Below are 12,863 nucleotides of genomic sequence, written 5' to 3'. Positions count from 1 at the left end.
GTCTCCACCACGGTCCAGTGTTTGTAGGCACCGTCCGTCCCCGAGGACGGATGGTGCGCGTGTTCGTTGAAATTTCAAAGTGTGTCAACGGAATCCACAGTAGTTTCGCCGTCGACGGCAGCCATCTCGACGGTCGTGTCATCGTCGTGCCGGTACCAGGTTTGCGCGGTTTCGCACATGCCGATGATGGCAATGCCGCGGCGGTCGGGGATGGCGGCCCGGAAAGCTTGCGCCGCAATCCAGTCCGCGACCGCTGTCTGCAGTGGCAATTGCGACAGCTACCGTTTCGCTCAGGCCGGAGGGCCCGTCACGCCGACTACCGCTGGAAAAGCAAGCATCAGGGATCGATGATTTCCCGCGCGCCTACCAACGCAGTAGCTACGATTACATCGTGGACAATGTCTGGCCACTGATTGGCAGGGAAGAGGAACTGCGGCGCATCTGGGCGGCTGTCGAAGGCCCTGGTGATGACTCTGGGGTTCTTGTGGCGGGCGGTGTCGGTGTTGGCAAGAGTCGGTTGGCGAGTGCCGCCGTTGCCGTACTTGCCAAACGGCACGCCGTCCGGTGGGTCACCGCTACGGCCTCGGCCCGCACGCTTCCGTTGGGAGCGTTTGCTCAATGGGCGCCGATCTCGCAGGCCGACCCGATGATGGTCATCCATACCGTCATCAAAGCACTCACTGCCGGCGACAAGCCCGTAGTCGTGGCCGTCGACGACGTTCACCTGCTCGACGACCTGTCCGTCGTCGTCATCCAACAACTCGTGCAGCGTGGCCTTGCCAGGGTCGTGCTCACCTTGCGCTGCACAGAACCGGCCCCCGACACCATCACCACCCTCTGGAAAGACGGTTTCCTCGACAGGATCGATTTGGATCCGTTGTGCGAGAACGACACTGAATGCTTGCTTTCGCAAGCGCTCGGCGGGCCGGTCGCCCCCGCAACGGCGGCCGAACTGTGGAACCTGACCCGCGGCAATGTGCTGTTCCTGCGGCATCTCGTTTGCCAGGAACGGGACGCCGGACGGCTCGTGAGCGACGGCGGCACCTGGCGGTGGGGCGGTGAACCCGTCGTCTCATCCACGCTCGCCAAACTCATTACCGGCCAGCTCGGTTCGCTGACCGATGACACGGCAGAAGTCCTCGACTATCTCGCGATCGGCGAACCCATTGACGGCGCGGTGTTGGAAATCCTCACCAGCCCACATGCGGTCAAGGAGTTGCATTCCCGCGGTCTCATCGACATGACCAGCGACAACGGCGATATCACCGTCCGCCTCAGCCACCCCCTCTACGGTGAAGTCCGTCGCAGCACCGGCAACCTCCTACAACTGCGCCGCCTGCGCGGCCGTCTCGCAACCTCTCTCTCCGCCCGCGCTGATCCAACACCCGCAGCTCTGCTGCGACGGGCATTGCTGACGCTCGAATCCGACCTGCGGCCCGACCCGGGGCTTTACCTCGCCGCCACTGCCACCGCACTACGGCTCCACGATGCTCTCCTCGCCCTTCGTTTCGCGGACGCCGGACATCTATCTGACAGCGGCTTTCAAGGCGCGATGCTGCACTACTGGGTGCTCAATTACGTCGGCCGGGCAGAGGATGCATTCACCCTGCTCGAGGCGCTCGATCAGAAGGCGCTGACGATCGAGGAGCAACGGCGACTGTCCGTTATGCGGGTCGGCACACTCTGCTGGAGCCTCGGCGATCCCGAACGAGCGAGGCAAGAACTGGCAATCGCCAAGGTCGCGTCCCACAATCACAAGTCATCCGAGCTGGCCGCATTCGAAGTTCTCCTCGAGTCGGTGCAAGGCCGACCTGACAACGCGATCGCCGCAGGAAACGGGGTCTTCCAGGCTGCGCCGAGCGATATGGCATTCGTGATCACCTCATGCGCCTTGGTCATTGCCCACGGTTACTCGGGAAATGCCGCCGAGGTTTTTCCGTTGACCAAGCGGGCCTCCGCTTTGGTCGCAACATCCAGTGATGCTTCCGCGCTGGAGTACGGGGTCGTCTACTTCCACATCGAAGCAATGTTCATCGCGGGGTACCTTCAGGCCGCGGAACAAGTCATGACGCAGTTTGTCGAGTACGCCGCGAACACTCCCGGCACCATAGGATTGTTCGTCTCATTGCTCCACAGCTACGTTGACCTGTCCCAAGGTCGTCCGAGCGCTGCGCTCGAGGTTCTGAACAGGGCGGATCGTGAATTCCGCACCACCACGTACGACAGATCGGCTGTCGTCAGCTGCCGGGTCTACCTGACTCTCGCGTTATCGCATCGCGGGGACGGGAAACGCGCAGCGGAGCTGGTGCGCGATCTCGACACGCTGAATCCTTACGGCTTCCTCCGATCAGGGTGCATCCTCGCCAAAGCATGGGCTGCGGCCGCCCAGGAGATGATCGCCGATGCAATCCGCCTCGCCCGAAAGGCGGCCGCGATCGCGGCCGAACGCGGCCACTTCGGCCAAGAAGTCATGTGTCTGCAAGCCGCATCGCAATTCGGCGATCGCACCACTTCGCATCGGCTGAACGAGCTCACCGCCGTCGTCGACGGGCCACGCGTCCACGCCGTCGCACTGCATGCCAACGGTCTGACCTGCGCCAACGGCGAAGAACTCGCCGAAGCCTCACGACGGTACGAAGAAATCGGGGACATCGTCGCAGCGACCGATGCCTCCGCCCAAGCCGGAACTCTCTTCCGCGAACAGCAACATCACGGTTCCGCACTCACAGCCACCGAACGTGCCAGGACGCTGGCAGGCACCTACCGCGGACTCGACACCCCCGCACTGCGCCGAGCCGGCGAAACCACCCCACTCACGAGGCGGCAGCGCGAAATCGTCGCCCTCGTTTCCCAGGGTTTCACCAACAAAGAGATCGCCGAACGCCTCGGAGTCTCCATCCGCACAGTCGAAGGGCACCGCTACCACGCCAGGCTGCGCTGATCGCGCGTTGCCGCCGTAACCAGAAAATCGCGTAGTCGACTACGCGGTTCAGATCCGCGACCGAGCGTGACGATTATTGCTGTCCCGTGCAGCTCGAGAAGTGCTGCGGGGCGACAAGTCGGCCCCGCCTCCGGATGGTGCGTCCGGACTGCGGTTCGAAGCGTCCTCATGGAGGAGTAACCATGAATAACGACAAGCACCTCAAGCACCTCGGCGAGCTGGCGGTGGTAGTGGGCATAGGGCTCGCGGTCGCGCCGGCAGGAATGGCGGTGGCAGCACCGTCCGTCGGCGACTCGTCCACGTCGAGTTCCGACTCCTCCGACCAGACACCGTCCGACGCGAGATCCACGGACCGATCCACGGACGGGACCTCGTCGGACAGGACGTCATCCGGCGCATCGCGGACCGACTCGGACTCGTCGAGCGGCAGATCCGGATCGTCGACGACCGGCGACTCGACCACGGATTCCCAATCCACTTCCGGCACGGATTCGCACTCCACGTCCGGCACCGATGCCCAGTCCGCCACGGGCACCGAATCCGCGTCCGCCACCTCGAGCGACGATATGAACGGGTCCGGCGCGACGATCCCCGACACCGCAACGGAACCCGACCCCACGGCACCCGACAGCTCGTCGACTGCGACCGGCGGTGGCATGCCGGATTCGGGCACGACGGCAGACGAGTCCGAGGAGGGCGGATCGAGTTCTGCCGTCACGGCACCGGCCACGATCGACGAGTCCGGTGCCGCGCTCGCGCGGGACGACCGGCCTCCGGCGCGAACGGTCACCGAGCAATCGGATTGGTCCTCGTCATCGTCAACCGTCCAGGGTGGCGACCGCGCACCCGCGGACAGCGTTATCGCGCCTAACCCCCCGACCACCCCGATGACGGGCGACTCCGGCACGGCACTCGCCCCCGCCGTGGCGGAGGTCCCGGCAGCGCGCGGACCCGTCCCGGATGCGCCGGCTGCGATTCCGGAAGCAGTCCCGGCGACGGCTCCCGTGAACACCACGATCGACGCGACGACAGCCCTGACGCGCCTAGTACCCGACACCCTTGCCGATGCGCCGCAGGTCGCGACGCAGGCATTGGCCCCGTCTCTCCCCAGTGCGGCGGTGGACGTCGCCTCGAGTGTCGTGACGAAGGTGCTCGGCGCCCTCGGGCTACGCCCCTTCCTGTCGAACGACCCACAGGTACCGATGGAGTCGCCGACGTTCTGGGCGCTGGCCGCGGCATGGTGCCGTCGGCAGGAGAAGGTGTTCACCACCGACGCGAACCCGGCGCTGGCTTCCGCCCCCGTTACGACCGGCGAGCCGATCGAATCGTTCGCCGTCACACGCACCGCATCCACACTCACGAGCACCGCCGCCACCGGCACGAGTTCTGCACCCACTGCCGGGCCGATCGTCGGTGTGCCCGACCGCAGTACGGGTGCGGTGCGCGGCTCGATCAATGCGTCCGGAAATCAACTCGGTTACGCGGTCACGGGACCGCCGAGCCGCGGAACGGCCACCGTCGACGCGACCGGCGGCTTCACCTACACCCCCACCCAGGTAGCGCGCCAGGCCGCCGCGCTGGACCCCAGCGCCGATTACGACTCGTTCACCGTCACCGTGACCTCCGGGCAGTCCAGCACTCCGGTGACCGTGCAGGTGCCGGTCTCGGCGGCACGGATGCAGGTCGCGCAGTCCACCACTGTCGGGTCGAACCCGTCCGGTGCGGTCATCGCCGGCACCAAAACCTATGTGGCGAACCAGGGTTCGAAGAGCGTCTCGGTGCTCGACGCAAACAACGCCGTCGTCGGCACGGTGTTAGTCGGCACCTCGCCGACCGGCGTCGCCGCGAACCCGGCCGGGACCCGGGTGTACGTCACCAACAGCGGCAGCGGCAACGTGTCGGTGATCAACACGACCACCAATAAGGTCGTCGCCACCGTCACGACCGGCACCACGCCGAGCGCCGTCGCGGTCAATCCCGCCGGGACCCGCGCGTATGTCACCAACAGCGGCAGCGGCACCGTGTCGGTGATCAACACCGCCACCAACACCGTCGTCGGAACTTCCATCAGGGTCGGCACCACTCCCAACGCCGTCGCCGTCAATCCCGACGGCACCCGCGCGTACGTGACCAACAGCGGCAGCGGCACCGTGTCGGTGATCGACACCGCCACCAACACCGTTGTCGCCACCGTCACGACCGGCACCACACCCAACGCCGTCGCCGTCAACCCCACCGGCACCCGCGTGTACGTCACCAACCGCGCCAACAACACCGTCTCGGTCATCGACACCGCCAACAACACCGTCGTCGCCACCGTCGCCGTCGGTTCCCAGCCGACCGCCGTACGCGTCACCCCCGACGGAAGCGCAGCCTATGTCGTCTCCAACCCGGACACGCTGACCGTCATCGACACGCGCACCAACACCGTCGTGTCCACACTCTCCGTCGACTCGCCCGCCGAGTCCGGCGACCACGCCATCGTGCTGAGTGCCGACGGTTCCCGGATGCTCGTCACCGATGCGGCCGATGGGCGGGTGCGAACTGTGTCGCTCACATACGTGAACTCCGCGCCCACAGCGAGTTGGACGGTCGGCGCGCCTCGGCCGTCGGACGGCGCGGTCGTCGTCACCCTCGTCGACCCCAGGGACCCGGATGGCGATCCGGTGACCTTGACGAACGCGGCGCCCGGGTCCGGATCGGTCATCTCGGACGGCCCGACCTTCACCTACACCCCGACCGCCGCCGCCCGCGACCTCGCGCTGCAAACTCCGGGGGAGGACGCCGACCACTTCACCATCACCCTCACAGACAGCGGCCACGCGGCGACGAACATCGTTGTCACCGTCCCGGTCACTCCGGCGCCTGCCGTGAGCGTGTTCGACGTCGACTCGACATCGATCCCGGCGGGAGGCAGCCCGACCGGGGCGGTTCTCGTCGGCGACCGGCTCTACGTCGTCAGCGAGGACGGCTTCGTGCAGGTCGTCGATCGCGACACCAACGCGGTCGTCGGGGCGCCGATCGCGGTCGACTGGGCGTCGTCGAACATCGCGGCCGCCTCGACGTCGGTGTACGTCAACAGCCCCTATAGCGGCACCATCTCGGTGATCGACACGAGCACCGGCACCGTCGTCGACACGATCTCGGTTCCCACCTCCCCCGACTACCAGGGCTGGACCCTGGCGCAGGAGTTGGCCGTCAGTCCCGACGGGACGCGCCTCTACGCCAGCGGTGAGGACGGCACGGTGTCGGTCATCGACACCGCGACGAACGAGGTGATCAACTCTCAGCCCCTCGGTTACTTCACCGATCTGGCCGTCAGCGAGGACGGCAGTCGCCTGTACGGCACGAGCGGCGCGTCCGTTACCGTGATCGACACCGAGTCCATGACCAGGACGGCGGACGTCACCATCGGGCCTGTGTGGGACCTCAACCGCTCGAGCAGCGAGTTCACCGATGTCACCAGCAGTGTCGCGGTCAACGCGGACGGCACGCGTGCGTATGCCACGTACCACGTCAGCACCGTGGAACTCGCCACCGGCGGCTACTCCAACGGACAGTTCATCACCGACAGCACCGGACGGCTCTGGCGTGTGACGGGCGGATACGAGGTTGTCGCGGTGATCGACGTCGACCCGTCCAGTACCACCTACGGGACCCAGCTCGCGACGGTCCGGCTGCCCGAGGGAGCACAAGACGTGGCGATCAGCGCGGACAGCGATCTGCTGTATGTCTCCGGCGCGGACGGCCGGACCGTCTCGGTGGTCGACACCGCGACATACGGTGTCCTCGGGACCTTCGTCACCGACCCGAACGGCTCGACCTCCGGGGCATACGGGCCCTACCGATCCCTGATCGTCGATCCGGACACCGGAACGCTGTATGTCACCGACTACAGCGACGGCACAGTGTATGCAGTCACCGGCGCACCGGGCGGCGCACCTGCTGCTGTGCTCGCCTGACCGAAACGACACGCTGGACGACGCGAACGGCCCCCGATCTCTTGCGGGAGCGGGGGCCGTCCCGTCAGGTGAGACCTGTCACCGGGCTATGCGACGAGATTGCTTGCAGCCCAGGCCATGTGGGTGCGCACAGCCTCGGCTGCGGCATGGGGGTCGCCGGTGTCGATGGCGTCGACCACCTCGTAGTGGCGTTCGGCGTCCATGTTCCCGACCGCTCGGTCACGGCCGGCGTACATGATGGACATGCGGATCGAGCCTTCGAGGTTCGTCCAGGAATGCAGCAGGGTTTCGTTGCCCGCAGACCGGCACAGCAGGCGATGGAAATCGAGGTCGGCCTCGATGCGATCGTCCAGCGTCTCGTCCTTGGGCGCTTTGCTCATCACGTCCAGCGCGCCGCGGAGTTCTGCGGTGATCTTCGGGCGATCGCTGCTCACCGCGACGATGGACGCGGCGAGGCCCTCGAGTGCGGCCCGGACGGCGAAGATGTCGTTGATCTCCGTGGTGTCGAGATGCCGCACGTGCAGGCGCCCACGGGCCCCGGTAGCCACGAGTCCTTCCTGCTGCAGCTGGCGAAGTGCTTCGCGAAGGGTGCCTCTGCTGATCTGGAGGCGTTCGGAGAGCTCGGTCTCGACGAGGGCGCTGCGTGGGCGGAGTTCGCCGCTGGTGATGGCCGTGCGTAGCGCCGCCACGGCTTGCTGACGGAGGTTTGTCTTCTGCAGTCCGAGGAGAGCGCCGGGTTGCCCCATCGTGGAGACTCCTTTCGTCGGAGACGTCACCTGCGCCTCACTGCAGACAGTCAACCGCTGGCTGTCGACAGTGAGTCTACGGGAGGGTCTTCTCTCGTCGGACTGCAGAGACATCGTGCCGCCCTCCTAGAGTTCGGCGAGGATGCGGGCTTCGACGCTGGAGGTCGAGAGCCCGTACCGATCGTGGAGGGTGGGGAGCGCCCCGGCGTCGAGGAACTCGTCGGGCAGGGAAATCGAGCCGACCTTCTTTCCGATTCCGCGTTCGACGATCGCCGAGGCGACCGTCTCGAACAGTCCACCGATCTTCGTGTGGTTCTCGAGAGTGAACGCAAGACGTGGGGTGTCGAGTTCGGTGAGTACCGTTTCGGCGTCGAACGGTTTGATCGTCGGCGTGTGGACGACGGCGACGTCGACGTTGTGCTTCTCCAGGTTGCTCGCGGCCTGGAGCGCCCGCATCGTCATCAGGCCGCTGGAGACGAGGACGACGTCGTTGCCGGGCCGGATGACTTTCGCCTTGCCGAGTTCGAAGGTGTAGTCGTACTCGTCGAGCACGGTCGCGACCTTGCCTCGCAGCAGCCGCAGGTACGTCGGTCCGTCGGATGCGGCGAGTTGCGGGACGGCCTGCTCGATGTCGAGGGAATCGCAGGGGTCGACGATCGTCAGGTTCGGCATGCCGCGGAAGATCGCGATGTCCTCGGTGGCCTGGTGGCTGGGACCGTAGCCGGTGGTCAGGCCGGGGAGTCCGCCGATGATGTTGACGTTGAGGTTCGGCTCGGCGATGTCGAGGCACAGGAAGTCGTAGGCGCGGCGCGCGGCGAACACCGAATAGGTGGACGCGAACGGGATCAGGCCGGTTTCGGCCATCCCGGCGGCAGCGCCCAGTAGGAGTTGCTCGGCCATGCCCATCTGGAAGAACCGGTCCGGGAAGGCCTGCGCGAAGATGTGCATGTCGGTGTATTTCGCGAGGTCCGCGCTCAATCCGACGATCTTGTCGTTGTCCTCGGCGGCCTTGACCAACGCGTGCCCGAACGGTGCAGTGGCGGTGCGCTGGCCCGGGTCGACGAAGGAGGCGATCATCGCCGAGGTCTTGAGTTTCGGGGGAGTGGTGGTGGTCATGCCTGGACCTCGTTTTCCTGCGGGTGTGCGGTGTCGGTCAAGCGGTTCGTCAGTTGGTCGCGGCAGATGGCCCACTCGTGCTCGTCGATGCGCATGAAGTGTGCCTTCTCGCGGGTCTCCAGCAACGGGACGCCGAATCCGATCTTGGTGTCGCAGATGATCACCGAGGGGGTGCCGACGGGTGCCGCGGACGCACAGGCGGAGTCGAATGCCCGATCCAGTGCCGCGGGGTCGTTGCCGTCGACGCGGTGCACGTTCCATCCGGCGGCGGCCCACTTGTCGTGAACGGGTTCGATGCCCAGCACACCTTCGGTGGGACCGTCGGCTTGGAGCGCGTTCATGTCGACCATGGCGATCAGGTTGCCGAGGCGGTGATGGTGGGCGCCCATGGCCGCTTCCCAGGTCGAACCCTCGTCGAGTTCGCCGTCGGAGAGAAAGTTGAAGACGCGGGACGACGAATTCTGCAACCGCAGGCCGAGTGCCATGCCGACGGCGACGGTGAGTCCGTGGCCGAGGGATCCGCCGGAGATCTCCATCCCCGGCGTGTAACTGGCCATTCCGGACATCGGGAGCCGGGAGTCGTCGGAGCCGTAGGTGTCGAGTTCGGAGGCGTCGACGATGCCGGCTTCGGCAAGCGCGGCGTAGAGGCCGATGGCGTAGTGCCCGGTGGAGAGCAGGAAGCGGTCGCGTCCGTCCCAGTGCGGGTTTTCGGGCCGGTAGTTCAGCCGGTCGGCGTAGACGGCAGCGAAGATGTCGGCCGCGCCGAGTGCCTGCCCGACGTATCCCTGACCTTGGGCTTCGCCCATGTCGATGACGTGATGGCGCATGCGGTAGGCGAAGCGGGCTGCGTTCTCGATCCGAGCCTGCGGGTTCCGAACAGGGGCGGTTGTGGTGGTCACAGATGTTCCATTTCACGTGTGGGGACGACGGAGGGCTTAGGGGCGCCGCGTTCGGCTACCTCGGCGAGCCGGCGTTCGGTCGGGCCCCAGGTTTCCTTGGTGGCGAGTGCGGATACGAGTCCGATCAGCGCGTAGACGATGAAGAGCAGCGCCGGTCCCAGCCATCCGAGCCAGACGAACAGCAGTGTGGTGACGAACGGGGTGAAACCGGAGACCATGGCCGAGATCTGGTAGGCGAGCGAGGCGCCCGATGCGCGCCGGGATGCGGTGAACAGTTCGGGGAACCAGGCGCCCTGGGCGCCGGCGAGTGCGTTCTGGCAGACCGCGTAGGACAGGACGATCGTCGCGATGACGAAGAAGAACAGGCCGGTGTTCACGAGCAGGAACATCGGAACGCCGAACAGCGCGGAGAATGTGCAGATCCCGATGTAGAGGGGTCGACGGCCGATGCGGTCGGTGAGTGCTGCCCACCCCACCGTGGCGAAGATGCCGATGCCGGATGCGATGCACAGGGCGGTGATCGTCTCCGAGGTCGATGCCAGGCTCTGGGTGTGCAGGTAGGAGATCATGTAGGTGACCGACACTGCGTATCCCGCTGTTTCGGCAACGCGAAGACCGATGCCCCGCAGAATGTTTTGCCAGTCGTGCTTGATCGCTTCCTTGATGGGGGAGGCGGTGACGCCGGCTTCCTTGACGTCGTCGAAGACGGGGGATTCGGGGACCTTGGAGCGGATGATCAGCCCGACCGCGACGAGGACGATGCTGAACAGGAACGGAACCCGCCAGGCCCAGTCGCCGCCGAGGTGGACGCTGCCGAGGAAGACGAGGTTCGCCAGCAGCAGGCCCACGGGGAACCCGGCCTGCACGATGCCGGTGAATCTGCCCTTCTTACGCCAGGGAGCGTGTTCGTAGCTCATCAGGATCGCCCCGCCCCACTCGGCGCCGAAAGCGAGGCCCTGGATGATGCGGACGGCGACGAGCAGGGCTGGGGCGATGATGCCCACCTGGGCGTAGGTCGGGAGCAGACCGATCGCGAACGTGGCGATTCCCATGAGAATCAGTGATCCGACGAGCACCGGCTTGCGGCCGACCTTGTCGCCGAGGTGTCCTCCGACGATGCCACCGAGTGGCCGGGCCGCGAACCCGACGCCGAGGGTGGCGAACGCGGCCAGGGTGCCGGTCACCGAGTTCTCGCCGGGAAAGAACGCCGTACCGAAATACAGTGCGGCGGCGGTGCCGAAGCCGATGAAATCGTAGGTTTCGATGACGGCACCGACCGAGGACCCGACGGCGACGCGCTTGGCGTCCTTGGTGCCGTGGACCGGTCCGCGCATCTCGAGAGCGTTTTCGCCCATTGGGAACCCTCCTCCAGAGGTAGTGATAACAACTCGTCCAGCGTGACCGTCGACTGTCAACAGTAACCATTGTGACCCACTGCACTTTCACTGTCAACAGTCAACCGTCGCCGGTTGACTGTTGGCCGAATGGAACCTACTGTGGGCCGCATCACTGATGAGACGGAAGGAGAACGGCGATGATCGGTGCTCGACTCGGGTGCTCGACGATCTCGTTCCGGCACCTGGACCTGGGAAGCGCGCTGTCCGAGATCAGCCGACTCGGTTTCGGTGAAATCGACCTGGGTTCCCTACCGGGCGTCTGCAACCACGTTCCGATCGAGCTCACCATGTCCGACGTCGACCAGGTCGCGGACCTGGTGAAACGGTCCGGTCTCACCGTCCGGTCCATCAACTGCGATGTCGGCGACCTGAACGATCCGCGAGTCGACGTTCCGACGTCCGGCCACCTCACCGGGTTGCTGGAACTGGCTGCGGCGACGGCAGCACGGGCGCTCGTGTTGCCGAACGGTGCACTCGACCACGCACCCATCGCGGGGCTCGACGCGGACTTGGACCGCGTCGCCGACAACCTGGCCTACGTCCTCGGGCGAGCCCAGCCCTACGGCCTCGACGTGTGGACCGAATCGCTGCACGTGTTCCGGTTGTGCTGCAACCTGGACCGGGCGGCGGAGCTGACGTCCCGGTTGGATCCGGAAATCGGGATCGTCATGGATTTCAGTCACATCGTGGCCTCCGGCGGCGACCCGGTGCGATTCGTCGACACTTTCGCCGAGCGCATCTCCCACGTCCACATCAGGGACGCCACACCCGGCCGGGTCGTTCTCGACCGAGACTGCGTCGTTGACGAACCGGGCAACATCAACTGCAGTGTCGGGCGCGGCGCCGTCGCGTTCGGCGCCGGCATCGATGCGCTGCACGCCGCGGGTTTCACCGGGCACTACACCCTCGAACTCGAAACCCGCGACGTCCCCGACGACGAACGACCCGCGGCGACCGCTGACGCCGCACGCACCATCACGGCACTTCTCAACCACGACAACTGATCACGACACCAGGAGACACACATGAGCACCACGATCCGCACCGCAGTCGTCACCGGCGCCACTTCCGAGAAGGGAATCGGCCGCGCCACGGCCGAACGCTACGCCGAAGACGGCTGGGCCGTAGTCATTCTCGATCTCGACGGGGAACGGTCGGCGAAGGTTGCCGCCGAGATCGGCAGCGCCTACGACGTGCCGGCATTCGGTCACGCCATCGACGTCTCCGACGAAGCATCGGTTCAGGCGGCCTACGCTGCGACCAAGGCCGAGGTCGATGCCGGATCCTTGCCGCCGGTCGGGGCGCTTGCCAACATCGCAGGGATCACCTCGCCGGTCCCGTTCCTCGAGACCACCCTCGAGCTGTGGAACAAGGTCTTCGCCGTGAACGCAACCGGGACCTACCTGGTGACCAAGGCCTTCCTGCCGGACATGATCGCCCAGGGCTGGGGCCGCATCGTGACGATGTCCTCGGTGTCCGCGCAGCGCGGCGGGGGAGTATTCGGCAAGGTTCCGTACTCGTCGGCCAAGGCCGCGGTTCTCGGTTTCACGAAGTCACTCGCTCGCGAACTCGAGGACACCGGTGTGACCATCAACGCCGTCACACCGGGAGCGGTGGACACGAACATCCGCGTCGGCAGCACCGAGGAACAGGAAACCGCCATCGCACAGGGCATTCCCCTCGGACGCACCGCGACCACACGCGAAGTTGCCTCCGTCATCACCTTCCTGTCCTCGGAAGATGCCGCCTACCTGACAGGTACGACCATCGACATCAACGGCGGAAGCCACATGCACTGATCC

Annotated in this window: 10 protein-coding genes; 5 read left to right on the top strand and 5 right to left on the bottom strand. The window is 65.9% G+C overall.

The window, feature by feature from the left end:
* Positions 1 to 50 precede the first annotated feature (50 nt).
* Together ACFTWF_RS33205 and ACFTWF_RS33200 are read left to right on the top strand one after the other, a co-directional pair.
* Positions 51 to 413: a hypothetical protein gene (locus ACFTWF_RS33205; protein WP_378465334.1), complete on the top strand. Its 363-nt coding sequence runs from the start codon at positions 51 to 53 to the stop codon at positions 411 to 413.
* Complete coding sequence (locus ACFTWF_RS33200; RefSeq protein WP_378465333.1) at positions 392 to 2,941, top strand: LuxR C-terminal-related transcriptional regulator; 2,550 nt, start codon at positions 392 to 394, stop codon at positions 2,939 to 2,941. The genes ACFTWF_RS33205 and ACFTWF_RS33200 overlap by 22 nt, the downstream gene beginning before the upstream one ends.
* A gap of 166 nt (positions 2,942 to 3,107) precedes the next feature.
* On the opposite strand, the gene ACFTWF_RS33195 is transcribed toward ACFTWF_RS33200, so the two are convergent.
* Entirely contained in the window at positions 3,108 to 3,731 is a 624-nt protein-coding gene (locus ACFTWF_RS33195) for a hypothetical protein (protein ID WP_378465332.1), read from the bottom strand.
* A 97-nt stretch (positions 3,732 to 3,828) separates the two neighbouring features.
* Here ACFTWF_RS33195 and ACFTWF_RS33190 point away from each other — a divergent pair, with 97 nt between their 5' ends.
* Positions 3,829 to 6,903 carry an Ig-like domain-containing protein gene (locus tag ACFTWF_RS33190; protein ID WP_378465331.1) on the top strand — a complete coding sequence of 1,025 codons (3,075 nt, stop codon included), beginning with the start codon at positions 3,829 to 3,831 and terminating at the stop codon, positions 6,901 to 6,903.
* An 86-nt stretch (positions 6,904 to 6,989) separates the two neighbouring features.
* On the opposite strand, the gene ACFTWF_RS33185 is transcribed toward ACFTWF_RS33190, so the two are convergent.
* The 4 genes from ACFTWF_RS33185 to ACFTWF_RS33170 form a co-directional block, all read right to left on the bottom strand.
* Positions 6,990 to 7,649, bottom strand: a complete 660-nt coding sequence (locus ACFTWF_RS33185) for a GntR family transcriptional regulator (RefSeq protein ID WP_378465330.1) — start codon at positions 7,647 to 7,649, stop codon at positions 6,990 to 6,992.
* A gap of 126 nt (positions 7,650 to 7,775) precedes the next feature.
* Complete coding sequence (locus ACFTWF_RS33180) at positions 7,776 to 8,765, bottom strand: transketolase family protein (RefSeq protein WP_378465329.1); 990 nt, start codon at positions 8,763 to 8,765, stop codon at positions 7,776 to 7,778.
* Entirely contained in the window at positions 8,762 to 9,592 is an 831-nt protein-coding gene (locus ACFTWF_RS33175) for a transketolase (protein WP_378465395.1), read from the bottom strand. Before ACFTWF_RS33175 ends, ACFTWF_RS33180 begins: the two co-directional genes overlap by 4 nt.
* Positions 9,593 to 9,660: 68 nt before the next feature.
* Complete coding sequence (locus tag ACFTWF_RS33170; protein WP_378465328.1) at positions 9,661 to 11,019, bottom strand: MFS transporter; 1,359 nt, start codon at positions 11,017 to 11,019, stop codon at positions 9,661 to 9,663.
* Positions 11,020 to 11,198: 179 nt separating this feature from the next.
* Between ACFTWF_RS33170 and ACFTWF_RS33165 the strand changes: the two genes are divergently transcribed.
* Together ACFTWF_RS33165 and ACFTWF_RS33160 are read left to right on the top strand one after the other, a co-directional pair.
* The gene (locus ACFTWF_RS33165) at positions 11,199 to 12,065 is read left to right on the top strand and encodes a sugar phosphate isomerase/epimerase family protein (RefSeq protein ID WP_378465327.1); all 867 of its coding nucleotides are present in this window, start codon (positions 11,199 to 11,201) and stop codon (positions 12,063 to 12,065) included.
* Positions 12,066 to 12,086: 21 nt separating this feature from the next.
* A complete protein-coding gene (locus tag ACFTWF_RS33160) occupies positions 12,087 to 12,860 on the top strand; it encodes an SDR family NAD(P)-dependent oxidoreductase (RefSeq protein WP_378465326.1) in 774 nt (257 codons plus the stop codon).
* Positions 12,861 to 12,863: the final 3 nt, after the last annotated feature.

Source organism: Rhodococcus sp. NPDC056960, assembly GCF_042674125.1.
Taxonomy (GTDB): domain Bacteria; phylum Actinomycetota; class Actinomycetes; order Mycobacteriales; family Mycobacteriaceae; genus Rhodococcus_F.
The sequence above is the reverse complement of the archived record's forward strand: the minus strand, read 5'-3'. Positions and strand labels throughout refer to the sequence as shown.